Annotated in this window: 21 protein-coding genes; 18 read left to right on the top strand and 3 right to left on the bottom strand. The window is 66.7% G+C overall.

Going from position 1 to position 20,625, the window contains the following annotated elements:
• Positions 1–34: 34 nt before the first annotated feature.
• The 9 genes from OCH7691_RS13185 (at position 35) to OCH7691_RS23765 (ending at position 8,600) form a co-directional block, all read left to right on the top strand.
• Positions 35–562, top strand: coding sequence for a DUF3305 domain-containing protein (locus OCH7691_RS13185; RefSeq protein ID WP_085883994.1), 528 nt, complete (start codon positions 35–37; stop codon positions 560–562).
• Positions 555–1,241: a DUF3306 domain-containing protein gene (locus tag OCH7691_RS13180; RefSeq protein ID WP_085883993.1), complete on the top strand. Its 687-nt coding sequence runs from the start codon at positions 555–557 to the stop codon at positions 1,239–1,241. The genes OCH7691_RS13185 and OCH7691_RS13180 overlap by 8 nt, the downstream gene beginning before the upstream one ends.
• A 130-nt stretch (positions 1,242–1,371) precedes the next feature.
• Positions 1,372–2,043 carry a TorD/DmsD family molecular chaperone gene (locus OCH7691_RS13175; protein WP_217807971.1) on the top strand — a complete coding sequence of 224 codons (672 nt, stop codon included), beginning with the start codon at positions 1,372–1,374 and terminating at the stop codon, positions 2,041–2,043.
• A gap of 87 nt (positions 2,044–2,130) precedes the next feature.
• Positions 2,131–2,328 carry a twin-arginine translocation signal domain-containing protein gene (locus OCH7691_RS13170; protein WP_085883991.1) on the top strand — a complete coding sequence of 66 codons (198 nt, stop codon included), beginning with the start codon at positions 2,131–2,133 and terminating at the stop codon, positions 2,326–2,328.
• Between the two features lie 39 nt (positions 2,329–2,367).
• Complete coding sequence (locus tag OCH7691_RS13165) at positions 2,368–5,241, top strand: formate dehydrogenase subunit alpha (protein ID WP_085883990.1); 2,874 nt, start codon at positions 2,368–2,370, stop codon at positions 5,239–5,241.
• Between the two features lie 12 nt (positions 5,242–5,253).
• Positions 5,254–5,850, top strand: coding sequence for a formate dehydrogenase FDH3 subunit beta (gene fdh3B, locus OCH7691_RS13160; protein ID WP_085883989.1), 597 nt, complete (start codon positions 5,254–5,256; stop codon positions 5,848–5,850).
• A gap of 90 nt (positions 5,851–5,940) precedes the next feature.
• Positions 5,941–7,026 (top strand): formate dehydrogenase subunit gamma, encoded by a 1,086-nt coding sequence (locus OCH7691_RS13155; RefSeq protein ID WP_085883988.1) that lies wholly within the window; start codon positions 5,941–5,943, stop codon positions 7,024–7,026.
• Between the two features lie 39 nt (positions 7,027–7,065).
• Positions 7,066–8,406, top strand: coding sequence for a c-type cytochrome (locus OCH7691_RS13150; protein WP_176245049.1), 1,341 nt, complete (start codon positions 7,066–7,068; stop codon positions 8,404–8,406).
• A gap of 62 nt (positions 8,407–8,468) precedes the next feature.
• The gene (locus OCH7691_RS23765) at positions 8,469–8,600 is read left to right on the top strand and encodes a hypothetical protein (RefSeq protein ID WP_281251917.1); all 132 of its coding nucleotides are present in this window, start codon (positions 8,469–8,471) and stop codon (positions 8,598–8,600) included.
• A gap of 36 nt (positions 8,601–8,636) precedes the next feature.
• Here OCH7691_RS23765 and OCH7691_RS13145 read toward each other — a convergent pair whose 3' ends face one another.
• Positions 8,637–9,605: an NAD(P)H-dependent flavin oxidoreductase gene (locus tag OCH7691_RS13145; protein WP_085883986.1), complete on the bottom strand. Its 969-nt coding sequence runs from the start codon at positions 9,603–9,605 to the stop codon at positions 8,637–8,639.
• Positions 9,606–9,763: 158 nt separating this feature from the next.
• On the opposite strand from OCH7691_RS13145, the gene OCH7691_RS13140 reads away from it, so the two are divergent.
• The 8 genes from OCH7691_RS13140 (at position 9,764) to OCH7691_RS13105 (ending at position 17,524) form a co-directional block, all read left to right on the top strand.
• Complete coding sequence (locus tag OCH7691_RS13140) at positions 9,764–10,954, top strand: iron-containing alcohol dehydrogenase (protein ID WP_085883985.1); 1,191 nt, start codon at positions 9,764–9,766, stop codon at positions 10,952–10,954.
• A gap of 51 nt (positions 10,955–11,005) precedes the next feature.
• Positions 11,006–11,299 (top strand): cupin domain-containing protein, encoded by a 294-nt coding sequence (locus OCH7691_RS13135; protein ID WP_085883984.1) that lies wholly within the window; start codon positions 11,006–11,008, stop codon positions 11,297–11,299.
• A 39-nt stretch (positions 11,300–11,338) separates the two neighbouring features.
• Positions 11,339–12,550, top strand: a complete 1,212-nt coding sequence (locus OCH7691_RS13130; protein WP_217807969.1) for a multidrug effflux MFS transporter — start codon at positions 11,339–11,341, stop codon at positions 12,548–12,550.
• A 193-nt stretch (positions 12,551–12,743) separates the two neighbouring features.
• Positions 12,744–13,829, top strand: coding sequence for an acyltransferase family protein (locus OCH7691_RS13125; protein ID WP_085883983.1), 1,086 nt, complete (start codon positions 12,744–12,746; stop codon positions 13,827–13,829).
• Positions 13,830–13,917: 88 nt separating this feature from the next.
• A complete protein-coding gene (locus tag OCH7691_RS13120; protein ID WP_085883982.1) occupies positions 13,918–14,760 on the top strand; it encodes a phytanoyl-CoA dioxygenase family protein in 843 nt (280 codons plus the stop codon).
• Positions 14,761–14,856: 96 nt separating this feature from the next.
• Positions 14,857–15,990 (top strand): FAD-dependent monooxygenase, encoded by a 1,134-nt coding sequence (locus tag OCH7691_RS13115; protein ID WP_085883981.1) that lies wholly within the window; start codon positions 14,857–14,859, stop codon positions 15,988–15,990.
• A gap of 18 nt (positions 15,991–16,008) precedes the next feature.
• Positions 16,009–16,437 (top strand): PaaI family thioesterase, encoded by a 429-nt coding sequence (locus OCH7691_RS13110; RefSeq protein WP_085883980.1) that lies wholly within the window; start codon positions 16,009–16,011, stop codon positions 16,435–16,437.
• A gap of 163 nt (positions 16,438–16,600) precedes the next feature.
• Positions 16,601–17,524 carry a DMT family transporter gene (locus OCH7691_RS13105; RefSeq protein WP_139839695.1) on the top strand — a complete coding sequence of 308 codons (924 nt, stop codon included), beginning with the start codon at positions 16,601–16,603 and terminating at the stop codon, positions 17,522–17,524.
• 6 nt (positions 17,525–17,530) lie between these two features.
• Here the strand turns inward: OCH7691_RS13105 and OCH7691_RS13100 are convergent, their stop codons facing one another.
• Positions 17,531–18,439, bottom strand: coding sequence for a DMT family transporter (locus tag OCH7691_RS13100; protein WP_217807965.1), 909 nt, complete (start codon positions 18,437–18,439; stop codon positions 17,531–17,533).
• A gap of 194 nt (positions 18,440–18,633) precedes the next feature.
• Between OCH7691_RS13100 and OCH7691_RS13095 the strand changes: the two genes are divergently transcribed.
• Positions 18,634–19,224, top strand: a complete 591-nt coding sequence (locus OCH7691_RS13095) for a malonic semialdehyde reductase (protein ID WP_085883979.1) — start codon at positions 18,634–18,636, stop codon at positions 19,222–19,224.
• Positions 19,225–19,271: 47 nt separating this feature from the next.
• On the opposite strand, the gene OCH7691_RS13090 is transcribed toward OCH7691_RS13095, so the two are convergent.
• Positions 19,272–20,576 carry an NAD(P)/FAD-dependent oxidoreductase gene (locus OCH7691_RS13090; protein ID WP_217807963.1) on the bottom strand — a complete coding sequence of 435 codons (1,305 nt, stop codon included), beginning with the start codon at positions 20,574–20,576 and terminating at the stop codon, positions 19,272–19,274.
• Between the last annotated feature and the right edge of the window lie 49 nt (positions 20,577–20,625).

The following is a 20,625-nucleotide window of genomic DNA, read 5'->3' as shown; positions in this document are numbered from 1 at the left end:
CCTCAGGGGGAGGGCGGCGCAAAAGGCGCATCCGATGACCAGGAGCGAAGCCATGACGCTCGGTGTCGTGATCGAGCGGCGCACGAGCAATCATCCCTGGCAGGACCATTTCTGGCTGCCGGCGGGGGTGATCGTGGGCGCGCCGCCAACCGCCCGCTGGCGCCTGCTGGCCGAGGGGGATGGCTGGCAGCGTTTTCATGCGGCGACCCTCGAGCTGGTCCTGCATCGGAGCGAGACCGAGGCCTACAGGGTCAATCTGTCGAACGAAACCCCGGTCCTCTACGTCGTGCTCCGCCCCGACGAGCGCGAGGTGGAGAACGACATCGCCGTCCATATGGTGACGGCCTCGCCGTTCGAGGCGCAGGACTATCTCGACAGCGGCGAGGAAATCGTCGAACCGGTCGAGATGCCGCCCGGCATCATCGCCTGGGTACAGGGATATATCGACCGACACCATGTCGACGAACGGTTCCTCAAGCGGAAGCGGCGGCCGCACAATCCCGACGGCGGGGCCTTCGCGCCCGAACCGCGGGTGATGCCGAAGGGGACCGGCATTGGCTGAACAGGGAAAATTCCTCGACCGCTGGGCGCGCCGGAAGCAGTTGTCCCGCGAAAGCGGTCGGCTGTCGCTGCGTGGACGGGCGGCGCCGGTCATGCCGGACGAGACAACGGTGGCGGTGGCCGACCCGGACGTCGATGAACTGCCTGGACGGGCGCCCGGTCTGCTGTCGGGCGACGCCGCTGCCGTGCCGGCGCCGGGCGTCGCAGCCGAAGAACAGGCGCGGGACGACGCGGCGCTGCCGGACCCGGAGGCGATGGAGCGGGACGGCGATTTCACCGTCTTCATGAAGAAGGATGTGCCCGACGCTGTCCGGCGCCTCGCCCTGCGGCGGCTCTGGCGGCTCGACCCGGTGCTCGCCAACGTCGACGGCCTGGTCGATTACGGTGACGACTTCACCGATGCGGCGCGGGTCATCCCGGGCATGAAGACCGCCTACAAGGTCGGTCGCGGCTTCCTCAAGGAACTCACCGAGGATGGCGAGGCCGCCAAGACCGGTCCGGCCGAACCCGCGGTGATCGCGGCGAATGACGGACCCGCAACGGATGAACCGTCGAATGACGCGCCGGACGTGCCTGAGACGGAGGCCACGGATGGGCCGCCGGACGGCGAGGAAGACGGAACGCCTGGCGCGGGAATGGTCGGATCCGCGGCGAGATCGAAGGGTGAGGACGCCGGCTAGCCGGTGTCCTGCCCGAAAGGCTTGGTGGTTGCCGACGAAGAGGTATAGGGTTGATGGGATACAGGATTCTGAGGGCAGGCAGGCCCGCCGTTCAAAAGAAACGGGCCGCCGCGAAACGCCAAGGGTTGATGTGACGGAGAGCAAGGGGCGCGCCGCGAGGCTCCCCGAGGCTGTCGATCAGACATTGCCGACGGAGCCCGACATTCAGGAAATTCCGGACGACATCCCGGAGGAAGAGTTTGCGCGCGCGCAGCATTACACGTTGCTGGCGCGGTTCCTGGCGGTCGAGCCGGATGCGGAACTGCTCCAGGTGGCGGCCGGCCTGACCGGCGATGAGACGCCGCTCGGAATAGCCATGGCGGATCTGGCGCGGGTTGCCGCGCGAACGAGCCCGCGGGCGGCGCGCGAGGAATACCAGGCGCTTTTCATCGGCCTCGGCCGCGGCGAACTGGTACCGCACGGCTCCTTCTACCTGACCGGATTCCTGAACGAGAAGCCGCTGGCCGCGCTGCGCGCCGACCTTGCCGTGCTCGGCGTCGGCCGGGCGGAGCAGAACCGGATCCCGGAGGATCACGCGGCGACGCTCTGCGAGATCATGGCCGGCCTGATCGGCGGCAGCTTCGGTGCGCCGCTCGGACTGGCGGCGCAGCGGACCTTCTTCGGCAGCCATATCGGCCCCTGGATGGGCCAGTTCTTCGAGGACCTGGAAACCGCCGAATCGGCCGATCTCTACGTCCCCATCGGCATGCTCGGGCGGCGCTTCCTGGAGGTCGAGTCGCTGGCCTTCCAGATGCTCGACTGAGGCGCGACCCGCGCCGGAACGAACCCGTATCTTTTGCCAGTATTTAGTCGCGTAAGTGGTTCACACCTTCAACAAGAGGGATTGGCGATGAATGAGAAAGCGAAGCCGGCTTCCCCGGAACGCCGCGACTTCCTGAAGCTCGCCGCGCTCGGGGCTACCACCGGCGGTGTCGCACTCGCGACACAGGCGGCGACCGTCGAGGCGGCCGTGCCGGTCGCGGGAAAATCCGCGGGCTATCGGGAAACCGCACATGTGAAGACCTATTACGAGCTCGCGCGCTTCTAGCCGCGACTTCGACAACTCTTTGACATATCGGAGAGGTCAATGCTCAGAAAGAAGACCAACGGGGTTGCGAGAGGCCCCCGTTTGTCCAAGGCCCTTGCCGGACTGACCGGCAGTGCCATCGACCGACGCACCTTCCTGAGGCGCTCCGGGTTGACCGCGGGAGGCCTCGCGGCCGCCTCGCTGGTGACCGGCGGAACCGTCCGGAAGGCGGAAGCCCAGACCGCCACGGCGGCGGGCAACGTCACCCAGATCAAGAGCGTCTGCACCCATTGTTCGGTCGGATGCACGGTGATCGCCGAGGTCAAGAACGGCGTCTGGATCGGGCAGGAGCCCGGCTTCGACAGCCCGTTCAATCTCGGGGCCCATTGCGCGAAGGGCGCATCGGTGCGCGAGCATGCCCATGGCGAACGCCGGCTGAAATATCCGATGAAGCTGGTCGACGGCAAATGGGAGCGGATGAGCTGGGAAAACGCGATCGACGAGATCGGCGACAAGATGTTGCAGATCCGCGAGAAGTCCGGTCCCGACTCGGTCTACTGGCTCGGTTCGGCCAAGCATTCCAACGAGCAGGCCTATCTGTTCCGCAAGTTCGCCTCCTACTGGGGTTCGAACAACGTCGATCACCAGGCGCGGATCTGCCATTCGACCACGGTCGCAGGTGTTGCCAACACCTGGGGCTACGGCGCCATGACGAACAGCTACAACGACATCCACAATTCCCGTGCGATGTTCCTGATCGGCAGTAATCCGGCCGAGGCCCACCCGGTCTCGCTGGTTCATCTGCTGAAGGCGAAGGAAGAGAACAACGCGGCCCTGATCGTCTGCGATCCGCGCTTCACGCGCACCGCGGCGCATGCCGACGAATATGTCCGCTTCCGTCCCGGTACGGACGTCGCGCTGATCTGGGGCATTCTCTGGCACATCTTCGAGAATGGCTGGGAAGACAAGGAGTTCATCCGCACCCGCGTGTGGGGCATGGACCAGATCCGGCCCGAGGTCGCCAAATGGACCCCGGAGGAGACCGAGCGGGTGACCGGCGTGCCGGGCTCGCAGCTCGCCCGCGTGGCCCGCACGATGGTCAACAACCGGCCGTCGACGGTGATCTGGTGCATGGGCTCGACCCAGCATGCCAACGGCAACAACAACACCCGTGCCTACTGCATCCTGCAGCTGGCGCTCGGCAACATGGGCGTCGCCGGTGGCGGCACCAACATCTTCCGTGGCCATGACAACGTGCAGGGCGCGACCGATCTGGGCGTGATGTCGCACACCCTGCCGGGTTACTACGGCCTCAAGGCCGGCGCCTGGCAGCACTGGGCCCGGGTCTGGGAAACCGACTACGAGTGGCTGAAGGCCCGCTTCGCCTCCCAGGAACTGATGGAGGACAACGGTATCCCGGTCTCGCGCTGGATCGACGGCGTGCTCGAGGCGAAGGAGAACATCGATCAGCCGGACAATGTCCGGGCGATGGTGTTCTGGGGCCATGCCGCGAACTCGCAGACCCGCGGTCCGGAGATGAAGGAGGCGATGGAGAAGCTCGATCTTCTCGTCGTCGTCGATCCCTATCCGACCGTTGCCGCGGTGATGCACGACCGCAAGGACGGCGTCTACCTGCTGCCGGCGGCCACCCAGTTCGAGACCTCGGGCTCGGTGACCGCCTCCAACCGGTCGCTGCAGTGGCGGGACAAGGTCATCGACCCGGTCTTCGAATCGAAGAACGACGCCGAGATCATGTACCTGTTCGCCAAGAAGCTCGGCATCGCGGACGAGATGTTCCGCAATATCGAGGTCAAGGGCACCGATCCGGTCGTCGAGGACATCACCCGGGAATTCAACCGCGGCATGTGGACCGTCGGCTATACCGGCCAGTCGCCGGAACGGCTGAAGATGCACATGCAGTACCAGCACACCTTCGACCGGACGACACTGCGCGCGACCGGCGGGCCGCTGGACGGCGAGGTCTACGGGCTGCCCTGGCCATGCTGGGGTACCGCGGAGATGAAGCATCCCGGGACACCGATCCTCTACGACACCTCGCGGCCGGTGGCCGAGGGCGGACTGACCTTCCGGGCCCGGTTCGGGGTCGAACGGGACGGCCAGAACCTGCTTGCCGACGGCGTCTACTCGGTCGGTTCGGAGATCAAGGACGGTTATCCGGAATTCACCATGGCCATGCTGAAGAAACTCGGCTGGGATGGCGATCTGACGGACGACGAGCGCAAGGCCATCGATGCTGTCGCCGGTGACAAGACCAACTGGAAGACCGACCTGTCAGGCGGTATCCAGCGGGTCGCGATCAAGCATGGTTGCGCGCCCTTCGGCAATGCCAAGGCGCGGTGCGTGGTCTGGAACTTCCCCGACCCGGTACCGCTCCACCGCGAGCCTCTCTACACCTCGCGGCGCGATCTCGTGGCCGACTACCCGACTTACGAGGATCGCAAGTTCTACCGGCTGCCGACGATGTACGCATCGATCCAGAAGCAGGATTTCTCGGTCGAGTTCCCGATGATCCTGACCTCCGGACGACTCGTGGAATACGAGGGCGGCGGCGAGGAGACGCGCTCCAACCCGTGGCTGGCGGAACTGCAGCAGGAAATGTTCGTCGAAATCAATCCGTACGACGCGAACGGCCTCAACCTGCGCGACAAGCAGCAGGTCTGGCTGCACAGCCCGTCGGGCGCCAAGGTCAAGGTCGCGGCGCTGGTGACGGAACGTGTCGGGCGCGGCGTGGCCTTCATGCCGTTCCATTTCGGCGGTCACTTCCAGGGCGAGGACCTGAGGGCGAAATATCCCAAGGGCGCGGATCCCTATGTCCTCGGCGAAGCCTCGAACACGGCGCAGACATACGGCTACGACTCGGTGACCCAGATGCAGGAAACCAAGGCGACACTCTGCCGTATCGAGCCGGCGTAAGGAGAACTTGAAATGGCAAGAATGAAGTTCCTCTGCGACGCTGAGCGTTGCATCGAGTGCAATGCCTGCGTGACCGCATGCAAGAACGAGCATGAGGTTCCGTGGGGGGTCAATCGGCGACGGGTCGTCACCATCAATGACGGCAAGCCCGGCGAACGGTCGATCTCGGTGGCCTGCATGCACTGCTCGGACGCGCCGTGCATGGCGGTCTGCCCGGTCGACTGCTTCTACGAAACCGACGATGGCGTGGTCCTGCACTCGAAGGATCTCTGCATCGGCTGCGGCTATTGCTTCTACGCCTGTCCGTTCGGGGCGCCGCAATATCCGCAGGCCGGGAACTACGGCAGTCGCGGGAAGATGGACAAGTGCACCTTCTGCGCCGGTGGCCCGGAGGAGGACAACTCCGCGGCCGAGTTCCAGAAATACGGCCGCAACCGGCTCGCCGAGGGCAAGCTTCCGCTCTGCGCGGAGATGTGCTCGACCAAGGCGTTGCTCGGCGGTGACGGGGATACCGTCTCGTCGATCTACCGCGAGCGTGTCGTCGCCCGGGGCTTCGGCTCCGGCGCCTGGGGCTGGGGCACGGCCTATCGGTCGAAGGCCGGCGGCTGACGAGGCCAGACAAGGGGGCGGGGCGCGGTCTCATGATCGCGTCCCGTCGTCCCCGTCGCGACATTTCCATTCCTTCCTGAAGGTGGCGTCATGCGGACCCAACCGGTGCTTGCCTGCGGCCGTGCCCTGCGCACGCTGCTCGTCATCCTGTTCGTTGCCGCCGGGCTGGGCGGTGTATTCCTGGCGACCGCGCCGGCGGCCCTGGCCCAGGACGCCGGAGCGGTGCCGGGCAACGCGCTCGGCAATTCGAGCGATTCGAATTTCTGGCGGGCCATCCGCCAGGGCGAGAGCGGCAATGTGAGCCTGCCGAACCAGCAGGCCGGGGTGCTGATCCAGAGCAACGGCGAGGATTGGCGGATCTGGCGGAACGGGCCGCTTAAGTTCTGGGGCGGCATCGCCCTCGTCGGCATGCTGGCCCTGCTCGCGCTGTTCTTCGCGCTGCGTGGCCGGATCCGTGTCGATCACGGCCTGAGCGGTCGCACCGTGCGCCGCTTCAACGGGTTCGAGCGCTTCGCCCACTGGCTGACGGCGCTCTCCTTCGTGGTTCTCGGGCTGACCGGCCTCAACCTGATGTTCGGGCGGGAACTGATCATCCCGCTGCTCGGCAAGGAGGCGTTCGCGACGATCACCCAGGCCGGCAAGTATCTGCACAATTACGTCGCCTTCGCCTTCATGATCGGCCTCGTGCTGATCCTGGTGCTGTGGATCCGGCAGAATATCCCGAACCGCTACGACCTGATCTGGCTGGTCAAGGCCGGCGGCATGCTGGGCGGCCGCAAGCATCCGCCGGCGCGCAAGTTCAATGCCGGCCAGAAGATCCTTTACTGGCTGGTGATCATCGGCGGCATCTCGATCAGCCTGACCGGCCTCGGCCTGATGTTCCCGTTCGAGATCAGCTATTTCGAGGGCACCTTCCGGCTGCTCAACCTTCTAGGGCTCGATCTGCCGACAAGCTTGAGCGCGACCGCCGAAATGCAGCTTACCCAGCTCTGGCACGCCATCGTCGGAATCGGGCTGATCGTCGTCATTTTCGGCCATATCTATATCGGCACGCTCGGCATGCAGGGGGCCTTCGACGCGATGGGCTCCGGCGATGTCGACGAGAACTGGGCGCGCGAACATCACAGCGTCTGGATGGACGAGATCGGGCGGCAGCCGGGCGCCGGCGACGACTAGGCTGGCACCGGCATCCGCATGGCAAGGGGGCGACAGCGTGTGGTGGCGGCGTTCCGCCGGCCTGTGGCGGTCCTGACGCTGCTGGTCTGCTGCCTCGGCGGGCCGGCAGCGGCGGAACTTGCCGCCCATGGCGGGCCGGTGCGGGCCGTCGCTGCCGATCGCTCGGGGCGCGTCGCGCTCTCGGGCGGCTTCGACTACAACGTGATCCTCTGGGACCTGGCGAATCGCGAGCCGCTCCGCCAGTTCGTCGGGCATGACGCGGCCGTCAATGCCGTCGCCATCCGGCCGGGCGCGCACCAGGGCCTCTCGCTTGGCGATGACGGGGTGCTGATCCTCTGGGACCTCGACGGCGGCGAGGAACTCCGCCGCCTCGAGGCGCACCGCGGCAAGGCCGTGGCGCTCGCGCTCGCCCCGGACGGGCGGCGCGCACTGACGGGCGGCTGGGACCGGACGATCCGGCTCTGGGATCTGGATGCGGAGCAGCCGCTCCGGGCGACCTGGCAGATCGAGTTCAACGTCAATTGCCTGGCGGTCTCGCCGGACGGCGGGATCGCCGCCGCCGGCGATCACGATGGCGGCATCACGATCCGCCGGATCGCCGATGGCGTCGTGCTCGGCCAACTGCTCGGCCACGATTTCGCCGTCAACGGGCTGGCGTTCAGTCCCGATGGCTCGACTCTCGCCTCCGCCTCGATCGATCAGTCGGTTCGGCTCTGGGACGTTGCGACGCGGCGCGAGACCGGTCACCTCGAAGGCCATGAGAGCCCGGTGCTGTCGCTCGCGATCTCTGCCGACGGCCGCCATCTGGCGAGCGGCGATGCGGCCGGGTTCGTCAATTTCTGGGACCTTGCCGGGCGCCGCCTGCTCTGGCAGGCGGCCGCCCATGACGGCGCGGTCTGGGGCCTCGGTTTCGCCGCCGAAGGCGAGATTCTGCTCTCGGCCGGGTCGGACGAGGTACTCCGGCTCTGGTCGGCCGACGATGGCATGGAAATCGACCGCGCGCCCGGCAATGGGCGGATGGCGCGGGCCGGGACCGGGGCAGGGGCGGAGGCCGATGAAAACAGGCGCGGCGCCGAGCTGTTCCGCAAATGCCAAGTTTGTCACACGGTGACCGCGGATGGCGGCAACCGGGCCGGACCGACGCTCTACCGCGTCTTCGGACGCCGCGCCGGCAGCGTGCCCGGCTATCCCTATTCGGCGGCGCTCCGGGACAGCGACATCGTCTGGACGCGGGAAACCGTGGCCGAGCTGTTCGCGATCGGGCCGGAGAACCTGACGCCCGGCTCGAAGATGCCGTTGCAGCGGCTGCCGAGCGAGGCGGACCGCGATATCCTGATCGATTATCTCGTGCGCATCACCGGCGCGCCGGGAGACGAGTGATTTGCCGCATCGACCCGGGTCGGGTTAGGCTCGACGGGCGCTTTTGAGGGGAACAGACGCCGATGAAAGCTTTTCTGGTTGCCGTTATCGCCCTGGTGGTGGTGTCCGGCGGGGCCGCCGTCGTTCTCGACCTGACGTCGCAGACGACCACGCAGAAATACACCCTCGACGGGAGTGTCCGGCTCGGCAACTGAGCGATCGCCGCCGGGCCGGTCCTGCCATGCGTCCTTTCAGGCGGCCCGGCCGATCCGGTCGCGCGCCGCGTCGTATTGGGTCTTCAGCCGGGCGACGAGTTCCGCCGCAGGCAACACCTCCTTGACCGCCGAGATGCCCTGGCCGCAGCCCCATATGTCCTTCCAGGCTTTCTTGTCGCGCTCCCGGTCGGAACCGAAGCTCATCTTCGTCGGGTCACTGACCGGCAGGTTGTCCGGGTCGAGCCCGGCATTGGTGATCGACGGCTTCAGATAGTTGCCGTGCACGCCGGTGAAGAGGTTGGTGTAGACGATGTCGCCGGCCTCGCATTCGGTGATCATGCGCTTGTAGCTGGCGTCCGCGTTCGCCTCCTCGGTGGCGATGAAGGCCGAACCGATATAGGCCAGATCGGCGCCGGCGGCGATTGCCGCGAGGATGGCATTGCCGGTCGCGATCGCGCCCGAGAGCGCCAGTGGCCCGTCGAACCATTCGCGGATTTCCTGGATCAGGGCGAAGGGCGAGATCGTGCCCGCATGCCCGCCGGCCCCGGCGGCCACCGCGACCAGGCCGTCGGCGCCCTTCTCGATCGCCTTGTGGGCGAAGCGGTTGTTGATGATGTCGTGCATGACCATGCCGCCGTAGCTGTGTACGGCGTCGTTCAGCTCGGGCCGGGCGCCGAGCGAGGTGATGACCATCGGCACCTTGTATTTCACGCAGAGCGCCAGATCCCGCTCCAGCCGCTCGTTCGAGCGATGGACGATCTGGTTGACCGCGAACGGCGCCGAGGGCCGCTCGGGGTGGGCCCGGTCATGCGCCGCCAGTTCCTCGGTGATCCGGTGCAGCCATTCGTCCAGCAGGCTTTCCGGCCGGGCGTTGAGGGCCGGGAACGAGCCGACGATGCCGGCCTTGCACTGGGCGATCACGAGGTCGGGGTTCGAAATGATGAAGAGCGGCGAACCGATAACCGGGATCGACAGGCGCTCTTTCAGGAAGGTCGGCAGGGTCATCCGGTCTCACTCCAGCTCGGCTGCGGTGATGTTTGATAGGACGAAGCGATGGCGCCGGGCAAGAGGGTGGCCTGCCGGCTCTCGCCGGCGACGCGTGTTTGCCGTATTCGTACGGCGCTGCCGGCGGTAACGTTGGGCCGGCAACAGGAGAGGACGCGATGCTGCAATACGAGGCGGGGGCCTACGAATATTCCGATCAGAAGGCGGTGATCCACGGCCGGCCCGCGGCCGAAACGGTCGCCGCCGAGGCGGCCCGCAGGGACGCCCGGCGGGTGCTTGTCGTCGCGTCACGCTCGCTTTCTCGACAAACCGACGCGATCCGCTCGATCGTCGCGGCGCTCGGGCCTCGCCATGCCGGGACCTTCGATGATGTCGTTGCCCATTCGCCGCTGTCCTGCGTCCTCGACCTGGTGGGGCGGATCCGCGCCCTCGACCCGGACCTGATCCTGTCGGTCGGCGGCGGCTCGGTCATCGACCTCGTCAAGGTCGCCCGGATCGCCGACGCGGCGGGTGCCGGCGACGGCCCGGCGGTGCTGGCGATTCGCGCGGGCGTCGACGAATCCGGGACAATGGCGCCGTCGCCGCACCCGGCGCCGCGCTGTCCCCACATCACCGTTCCGACGACGATGTCGGGCGCGGAGTTCGGTTCGGTCGGCGCCAGCGTCGATCCGGAGACCCATACCAAGGTCGCCTTCCTGAGCCGTAGCTTCCCGGCGGAGACGGTGATCTACGACCCCGCGATCACGCTGCTGACGCCGGAATGGCTGTGGCTTTCGACCGGAATCCGCGCGGTCGACCATGCGGTCGAGGGGATCATGTCGCGGGCGCCGAGCGCCTATGTCGACGGCCTTGCGCTGCACGCCCTCCGGCTACTCGGCGATGGCCTGAAGGCGGTGAGTGCGCGCCCCGACGACCTGGCAGCGCGCGCGACCTGCCAGCTCGGCGTCTGGCTCGCCTCGAGCGGGATCATGAAGGTGTCATACGGCGCCTCGCACGGGATCGGCCACCAGCTTGGCGCCGTCGCCGGGGTGCCGCACGGCCATACCTCCTGCGTGATGCTGCCGCATGTGGTCGCGCTGAACAGCCCGTCGATGCCGGAGCGGGCGGAATGGGTGCGAATGGCGCTCGATCCGGCGGCGCCGAGCGCGGCGAGGGCGCTTCACGACCTGATCGCCGGGCTGGGCCTGCCGCGGACGCTGGATGCCGTCTCGGTGCCGCGGGACGCCTGGCAGCGGATTGCCGAATCGGCTCTTGCCAATCCGTGGGTGCGCAGCAACCCGGTTCCGCTCCGGACCGCGGACGACGTGCTGGCGCTGCTCGGGCAGGCGAATACCGGGCAGGTCGACTAGCGCCCCGCCCGGCCGGTATCATCCGGATCCAGCGAGACAGGAGAGCGAGTGATGGCAACCAACCGGCAGAAGGCCGTGGCGACGATCCAGGTCGACAACGCGCGGACCCGGGTCGCGCTTTGGGAGTTCGCCCGGGGCGCGGAGACCGGGCATCATGTTCACGGATTCGACTATGTCGTCGTGCCGCTCGGCGATGGCGAGTTGACGATCGTCGACGACAACGGCAAGGAAACGCGGGTGCCGATGCGGGCAGGCGCTTCCTACTTCCGGGAGGCGGGCGTGTCGCACAATGTGATCAACAGCGGCGCGGCGCCCTTCGCCTTCGTCGAAACCGAGTTCAAGTAGCGCGACGACCGGCGACGCCGGATCCGGGGAGAGCATTCTTTGTCTGACAATCGCGCCGCGGCGGGCGCCGCGGAATTCGTCGCGCTGATGGCGTTGCTGATATCGCTGACCGCGATGTCGATCGATGCGATCCTTCCGGCGCTGACGGAAATCGGCGCGGCGCTCGGCGTCGTCAACGAGAACAACAACCAGCTCCTCGTGACGGCGCTGTTCATCGGATTCTCGTTCGGGCAGATCTTCTACGGGCCGCTGTCCGACAGCATCGGCCGTAAGAACGCCATCTATCTCGGCCTTTTCATCTTCATGACCGGTTGCCTGCTGTCGCTGTTCGCCGCCGATTTCGAGCAGATGCTGACAGGCCGCTTCCTGCAGGGGCTGGGCGCGGCGGGGCCGAGAATCGTCACGGTCGCCATGGTCCGCGACCGGCACGAGGGTCGCGCGATGGCGCGCATCATGTCCTTCGTGATGGCGGTCTTCATCCTGGTTCCGGCACTGGCCCCGGCGCTCGGCCAGGCGGTCATGCTGCTTGCCGGCTGGCGGGCGATCTTCGTGATGTTCCTGCTGCTTGCCGTGACCGCCTCGCTCTGGCTGCTGTTGCGGCAACCGGAAACCCTGCCGCGCGAGCGACGGCGCAGGTTGTCGTCGCGCGTCCTGCTGTCGGGCATAGCGGAGTGCTTCCGCAATCGCTCGGTGCTCGGTCATATCCTGGCGACCGGCACGGTGAGCGGCGCGTTCATCGCCTATCTGAGCTCGGCCCAGCAGATCTTCCAGGTGCAATACGCGCTCGGCGAGGCCTTCCCGATCTATTTCGGCGCGCTTGCGCTGGCGATCGGCGCGGCCTCGATCGCCAACGGTCGCCTCGTCATGCGTTTCGGCATGCAGCGGCTGAGCAGCCTTGCCCTGGTTGTCCTGATCGCGCTCTCGTTCGGCTTCCTGCCGCTCGCGCTGCTCGCTGACGGTCATCCACCGCTCTGGCAGTTCGTGCTTTTCCTGATGGGGATCTTCTTCTGCATCGGCATGCTGTTTGGCAACCTGAACGCGCTGGCGATGGAGCCGCTTGGCCATATCGCGGGCATCGGCGCGGCGGTCGTCGGCTCGGTGTCGACCCTGATTTCGGTGCTCCTCGCGATCGTCATCGGGCTTCTCTACGACGGCACCATCGTCCCGCTTGTCACCGCCTTCGCATTGCTCGGGGTGGTGTCGCTGGCGTTCGCGCGCTGGGCGGCAAGCGCGCGCCAAACCTCCGCCTGAACGGCGTCGAAAGGGCGCGAAGCCGCGGATTTTGTGACCGTCGTGGTTGAATTTCCAATAATCGAAGGTTAACACATTCGACGTAGACATGAGGGGCGTGACTGTCTTTCGACGGGCGCGAGGAGTTGTTCGGATCGTCTGAAACGCTTGTCGGAATGATTGCAGTAACAGTTGCCGGAGGGGGGGCATTTCCATGAACGCGGAATTGTCGCGACGCATGCGCATCGCGCGGGCGCTCTGTATCGGATTCATGCTCTTCGCCCATATCAGTCCGGGCGCCGAGGAACTCGACTACCAGCAGTTCGGCTATCGCCCGTTCGACGTGGTCCGGTTCATCCTCTCCGACATCTTCGGGCGGGCATCGACACCGCTACTCAGCATCATCGGCGGCTATCTGGCGGTGCTGAGCTGCAAGCGCGACAGTTACCCGACGCTGATCCGCAAGCGTTTCCGCACGCTGATTGTCCCGATGGTCTCGTGGAACGTCCTGGCGGTGCTGGTCGTCGTGGCGTCCGGCATCTTCCTCGGGCGCCAGGAGCTGATCGACCGGTTCGACATCACGGCGCCGGAATGGGTCAACCTGGTGTTTGCCCTCGGTTCACCGCCGATCAACACCCAGCTCGCCTTCCTGCGCGACCTGTTCGCCTGTTTCCTGCTGTTTCCTGTCTTGCGCGCCGTTGCCCGGCGTTTCCCGGTGCTGCTGCTGGCCGCGCTGTTTGCCTGGTTCGCGACCGACGTCAAACTCTATTTCGTCATGCGGCCGATCATCCCGCTCCTGTTCACGCTCGGCATCATCGTCGCCGATCGCGGGATTCCGACCGACATTCTCGATCGCTGGGCGGCCCCGATCGTCACCTCCTTCGTCGTCTACCTCGTGCTGATCTCGGCCTACGACGTCGCCCGGCAGCTCGAGATCATCACGCCGGTGGACCAGTTCGCGGTCGCCCACAAGGCGAATTTCATCGAGATCCGCCGTTTCCTCGGGGCGCTCGCCTTCTGGATCTTCGCCGGCTGGCTGAACCGGGACGGCAATCGGCTGGGTGACATGATCGCCCGCTACGATCCCTATGTGTTCCCGCTGTTCTGCAGCCATCTGCTGGTCATGACCGCGCTCTGGCATCTGTGGATGCCCTTCTTCGGCGACTACTACGGCACCTGGTACCCGGTCTTCTATGCCGTCAATCCGGCGATTTCGATCGCGGCGGCCTGGGTCTGGGTCGAGGCGATCCGCCGGGAACCCCGCGGCCTGCTGGTGTCGATGTTCTCCGCCCGCGCCTGACCGGTCCCTGGTACGGACGGGGCTTGCGCGGCCCGGCCCGGCCCGGTCACCATGGCCACTGTCCGGGTCGACCAGGGGAGGGCGAAACATGGGCGGTCTGTCCGAGGCGGCGCGGGCGCGCCATCTGGCGGAAATGCGGGACCAGGGTTTCACTGTGGTTCCCGACGTGGTGCCCGCCGAGCTGATCGCCGGCCTGCGCGCCGCCATCGATCGGCTGGAAGCGGAGGAGGGGCAGGGCTATGCCCGTACCCGCTTCGAAGGGCTGAAGACGCTGCGAATCTACAATCTGCTTGCCCATGACGCGATCTTCGCCCGGATCCCGGTGCATCCGCCGACCCTCTCCATCGCCGAAGGTGTGCTGGACAGCGGCCTGCAGCTCTCGTCGCTTTCCGCGATCGTTCTCGGGCCGGGGCAGGAGGCACAGCCGATCCACGCCGACAGCCAGTTGATCCCGCTGCCGCGGCCGCATCCGCCGCTCGCGGTCAACTGCATGTGGGCCCTGACCGACTTCACCGAGGCGAACGGCGCGACGCGGGTCGTGCCGGGCAGTCACCGTCTGGACCACGCGCCCGACTATTTCAGTTCGCATGACAGCCTCGCCGCCGAGATGCCGGCCGGCAGCGCGATGTTCTTCGACAGCGCGCTCTGGCACGGCGGCGGCGGCAACCGGACCGCCGAGCGGCGCTACGGCATCGCCTGCTATTACTGCGCCGGCTGGGTGCGCCAGCAGGAGAACCAGCAGCTCGGCGTCCCGGCCGGGAAGATGCGTGGCTTCCCCCGCCGGCTGCAGGAACTCTGCGGCTACAGCGTCTACCAGGGCCTCTACGGTCACGTCGACAATCGCGACCCGATCGAGATGCTGGGCTGCGCGCCCGGCAGCCGGATGATATGGGAGGCAAGCGACGAAGCCCATGACCGGCAACGGGACTGAGCTGTGCGAATCCGCCCGGTTGTCCGCCGCCGGTCGCCACGTCTATGCTCCGCGTGACCGTATCGCTCTTGATTGTCCCGGACACTGGCGGACTCCATGCTGCGCTCCATTGCCATCGTCGGCGCCGGCCCGGCCGGGCTCTATCTCGCCTATCTCCTGAAGCGGCGCTGGCCAGCGCTCGACGTCACGGTGCACGAGCAGAACGCGGCCGACGCGACGTTCGGTTTCGGCGTGGTGTTTTCCGGCCGGGCGCTTGAATTCCTCGCGGCGGACGATCCGGAAACCCATGACGCGATCATCCCGCACATGGAAAGCTGGGACGACATAACGGTCATCCATCGGGGCGAGACGATCCGGATCGACGGGGTCAGCTTCTCGGCCATCGGACGGCTGCACCTGCTGACCCTGCTCCAGGCGCGTGCGCGCGACGCCGGCGCCCGGCTGGTCTTCGGATCGCGGCTGGAGAGCCTCGATGCGCTTGCCGGGGCCGATCTGGTGGTCGGTGCCGACGGCGTCAATTCGCTGGTCCGCGAGGCGGCGCCGGTCGATTTCGGCGCCCGTATCGATCATCTTGGCAACCGCTTCGTCTGGTACGGCGTGGAGAAGCCGTTCGACACCCTGACCCAGACCTTTGTCGAGACCGAGTTCGGTGCCTTCAACGCCCATCACTATCGCTACACGCCGACGATGAGCACCTTCATCGTCGAGGCCGACCCGATTGCTTGGGAACGGGCCGGCTTCGCCGGGATGGACGAGGCCGCGACGCGGGCGCTCTGCGGCGAGATCTTCGCCGATGTGCTCGAAGGGGCGCCGCTTGTCGGCAACAAGTCGCACTGGCGGAACTTCCCGAAGCTCGCCTGCGCGCGCTGGCACGGCGGCCGGCATGTCCTGCTCGGCGACGCGCTGCATACCGCGCATTACTCGATCGGGTCCGGCACCCGGCTTGCCGTGGAGGACGCGATCGCCCTCGACCGGGCGCTCGGCGCTACGCCCGATGACCTCGGGGTGGCGCTCGCGGCTTACGAGGCGGCCCGCCGGCCGGTCGTCGACAAGCTGGTCGCCGCCGCCAACCGGAGCGCCGAATGGTACGAGGATTTTGCCAGCCACATGGCGCAGGATCCCTGGCGCTTCGCGCGGAGCTACATCACCCGGGCCGGGCGCGTGGACGAGGAACGACTGAACCGGATGGCGCCGCGCTTCATGCGCGACTATCGCCGCAATTGTCACTGAAGGAACGAGAGGGGGAGCATGTCCGACTTGCCTGAAGGCTTTAAACCGCTGTTCCGGACGAGCCCGTTCATCGATCTCGTCGGACCGGTCTTCTACCGGGACGGCGTCGAGGGCGGTTTCGTGCTGGGGCTCAGGATCGAGGAGAAGCATTGCAACGGCCGCGGCTTCGCCCACGGCGGGCTGTTCATGACGCTCGCCGACATCGCGCTCGGCTACAATACCGCGCTCTCGGTCGATCCTCCGGCCAATCTCACCACCGCGAGCCTGACGACCGATTTCGTCGGAACGGTCCGCAAGGGCGACTGGCTGGAAATCGAGGTCGAGATCGAGCGCCTGGGCAACCGCCTCGCCTTTGCCAACGCGCATATGAACGTCGACGGCAAGCGAGTCTGCCGGGCGAGCGCCGTGTTCTCGCGAAGCGAGGCAGCCGTCAGGTCCGCCGGCTGACGCCTTCCCGGTCGGGGCGCGGCGGCGGCCCGCCTTCGGGGAGGCGACGAGGATCGCGCGAGGCGTTCGCTGGGAACATAGCTGCCGTGCGAGCTTTGCTCTGACTGGATGGGTAAATAAAGGTTAGATTTCTCAGCGAATGACCGCAAAGCAGAGTTGACAGATGGTTCCGTCTTCAATCCGGGCCATCGGCGCCCGCATGTCCGGCAATACGGCCGGTGTGCTCCTGATGGCGCTCGGCGGTATCTGCTTCGCCGGCTTCATGGCCATCGTCCGTTATCTCGGCAGTGACATGAACCCGGTGCAGGCGGCCTTCCTGCGCTATTTCTTCGGGCTGATCCTGATGCTGCCGATCCTGCTTCGGCTGCGGATCGTCGACATCGTCGGCTCGAGCATCCGCTGGCATATCATGCGCGGAATGGCCCACGGCACCGGCGTGATGCTCTGGTTCTACGCGATGGCGCGGGTCCCGCTCGCCGAAGTCACGGCGCTCGGGTTCACCTCGCCGGTCTTCGTGACCATCGGCGCCGCGCTGTTCCTTGGCGAGCGCATCCGCATCTACCGGATCGGGGCGATCGTGCTCGGCCTCGTCGGCGTGCTCATCATTCTCCGCCCGGGCGTGGCGGCGATCGAGCCGGGCGCGGCCGTCATGCTGATCGCGGCGCCGCTGTTCGCCATGTCCGACCTGATCGCCAAGCGCCTGACCCGGACCGATCCGGCGCTGGTGATCGTCGCCTTCCTGTCGGTATCCGTGACGGTGATGATCGGCCCGGTCGCCTATTTCATCTGGCGCACGCCGACAATCGCCGAACTGATCTGGCTGTTCCTGACGGCCGCACTTGCGACCGGCGCCCATCTCGCCATGGCACAGGCCTTCAAGGTCGCCGACCTCGGCGTGACCCAGCCGGTCCGCTTCCTGCAACTGGTCTGGGCGGCGCTGATCGGTTATGTCGCCTTCGGCGAAGCGCCCGACGCCTTCACCTGGATCGGCAGCGCCGTCATCGTGACCAGCGCCGGGGTGATCATGCATCGCGAGATGCGCCTCCGCCGCAGTCTGTCGGTCCCGGGCATCGCCGACAAGATGTAGGCCGGCTCAGCCCTTGAGCCGCCGTTCGCGGTGGAAGACATAGACCCCGGAAAGGACGATCAGGACGATGCCGAGCCAGGTCGTCGGTCCGGGAAACTCCGCGAAAACCAGGTAGCCCAGGATGGTCGCGCTGACAATCTCCAGATACTGGAACGGTGCAAGCAGTCCGGCCGAGGCGCGCCTGAGGGCGAGCACGACGAGCTGGTGGCCGATCGTCGCGATGACCCCGAGACCGGCCAGCATCAGGAACTCGCGGCCGTCAGGCATCACCGGGTCGAGCACGGCGATGCCGGCGAATGAGCCGATGACCAGCGCCACCGCCATGATCAGCGCCCCGAAGACGCCGGCGAGGAACTGCATCGTCACGGCGTCGCCGGAGGGCGCCAGCCGGCGCGTCAGGATCAGGTAGAAGGCGAAGCAGGTCGCCGCGCCAAGCGGCAGGAAGGCCGCGAGGCCGAACAGGGCGGCGCTCGGCCGGATCACGATCATCGCGCCGGCAAGGCCGACGGAGATCGCGACAATCCGGCGCCAGCCGATCTTCTCGCCAAGCAGCGGTACCGAGAGCAGGGTCAGGATCAGCGGTTCGACGAAGAAGATCGCGACCGTTTCGGCGAGCGGCATGTAGGCCAGGGCGCTGAAGAAGAGCAGGGTCGCCGCGGCCAGCAGTCCGCCACGGAGTGCATTCGGCAATAGCCCGAGACCGGCTGTCCTGCGCGGGCGGAACAGCATCAGCGGCGCGAGAAGCACGCTCTGGAAGACGAAACGGGCAGCGGCGATCTCGCCGCTCGGCATGGTCTGGGTCAGGACCTTCGCGAAGGCATCGATACCGGGCACCATCAGCATCGCCGTCACCATCATCAGCATGCCGGTTTCGTTGTCCCGGCTGCCCGGGGCCGGGGCGGCCGCCTTCAGCACGGCCGGTCGCCGGCAGGCAACGGGGCCGGACAGACCGGACAGAACCGCGGCCGGGCCGCCTCGGCTTCTATTGTTTCCATTCAGGATACGAAGTGGTTCTGGATGTCATATTGTTGAACAAAGGTGCCGTTCCCTAATTGAGAGGCATGAGCCGGCGGGCCTGCCGGCAGTCGATCCGAACGAGGAACAGGACCATGACCGTACACCCCGCCGAAGCATTGCTCGATCGCCAATTCCGCAAAGCACGTACGCACATGCAGTGGACCGATAAGCCGGTCGACCCGGCCCTGCTGACCGAAGCCTATGATCTGGCCAGGTGGGCGCCGACCGCCTTCAACGCCTCGCCGATGCGGGTGCTCTTCCTGCGCTCGACCGAGGCCAAGGAACGGCTCCGTCCGCTGCTCTCGCCGGGCAATGTCGACAAGACGATGCGCGCGCCGGTGACGGCGATCGTCGCCCAGGACAGCCGCTTCCAGGATCACCTGCCGACGCTTTTCCCGTTCATGGACGTCAAGCCGCTGTTCGACGGGAATCCGGACATGGCGGCGGAAACCGCCTTCCGCAATTCCTCGCTCCAGGGCGCCTACCTGATCGTCGCGCTCCGTTCGGTGGGGCTCGATGTCGGGCCGATGTCCGGCTTCGACGCCGAGGGCGTGAACCGGGAATTCTTTCCCGACGGCCGCTACCGCTCGAACTTCCTGATCAACATTGGCCACGGCGAGGCATCGGCGCTCCATCCGCGCGGCCCACGGCTTGCCTTCGACCAGATCGCCGAGATCATCTGAACCGTGACGGGCCGGCTCCGGTGGGGCCGGCCCGTCTGTCCGGCCGTTCAGCCGAGCACCGAGAAGGAGCTTTCCGGGTTGATGTGGCGGTTGCGCGAGTAGAAGCCGACGCTGATCTCGCGGCCGATGTTCGGCAGGCGGAAGGTCAGGGGATCGCGGTCATGGTCGTGACCGGCCTGGCAGGCCTCGACCAGCGCCGCCATCATCTTGCCGGCAATCGGGGCATTCTTGAACTGGTTGCCGCTGGTGCCGATCGCCATGTAGAAGCCGTCCAGGTCGGAGCGGTCGTAAATCGGGATCCAGTCGTCGGTGACGTCGTAGAGGTCGACCACGCCCTTCATGCGGCTCGGGATGCCGAGGCTCGGGATCCTTTGCGCGGCGCGCAACGCCTGGACCCGCCACTGATCGGTGAAGTCGGTGTTGTAGTCGTCCGGATCGACCCATTCGCGCTCGTCGCATTCGGGATCCTCGGAACCGACCAGGATGTTGTTGCCAAGCTCGGGCCGCATGTAGCAGGCGATGTCGCTGTCCGACGTGACATAGCCGGTCTTCTCGACGTCGTAACCTGCCGGGGCCGGGACATGCACGACCTCCTGCCGCAGTGCCCGGGTCTTGATCTTCATGCCCTCCTCGACGCCGGCCATGCGGTTGATCTTGGAGGAATGCGGGCCGGCGACGTTGATCACCACGGGGCTCGCGATCGTCCGCCCGTCAGCCAGCTCGATCCCGGTGACCCGGCCATCGGCGCGCAGAATCTTCACCACCTCCGCATTGAACAGGAATTCGCCGCCCCTGGCCTCGGCGGCGCGCTGGACGTTGTGGCTTGCCAGTTGCGGGTCGCTGATATAGCCGGCGAGCGGGAAGAACACGCCGCCGGCAAGCTCGCCACCGGTCGGTTCGCCGAAATGCGGGTCGTCGAGACGCTTCGGCGGTGAGAACAGTTTCGTGTCGAAGACCGGGATCGCCTTGCGCACCCGCTCCGCGTCCCAGTCCTCCCACGGGATGCCAAGCGCATCCATGTTGTCGCAGACCGGCTTCAGGTAGCGGTTCTGCCGTGTCTTCATGACGACGCAGCCGGTCTTGTGGAATTTCGCCAGCCCGCGCTCGTCCTGCACGCCCAGGTAACTCGCCCAGTCGTCCCAGTAGAAGAAACCCTCGTAGGCGAGGGCAGAGCCGTCGAACGTCGAGTAATGGGTCCGGATGATCGCGCAGGAGCCGCCGGTGGAGCCGTAGCCGGCCGCCGGCAGCCTGTCGACGTTCAGCGTCTTCCAGCGCTTGGCGGCCAGTTCATGGCCGATCGAGCCGCCGATGATCCCGGCCCCGATGATGATCGCGTCGTACTGGCTCGCCAATGCTCCCTCCCTGAACGCCATGCCATGCCGTGCGGCCCATGACGGCCGT

It is taken from the genome of Oceanibacterium hippocampi (assembly GCF_900172325.1).
In the GTDB taxonomy this organism is placed as follows: Bacteria; Pseudomonadota; Alphaproteobacteria; order Sneathiellales; family Sneathiellaceae; genus Oceanibacterium; species Oceanibacterium hippocampi.
Note: the sequence above shows the minus strand (reverse complement) of the source record. Positions and strands in the feature narration are given on the sequence as shown.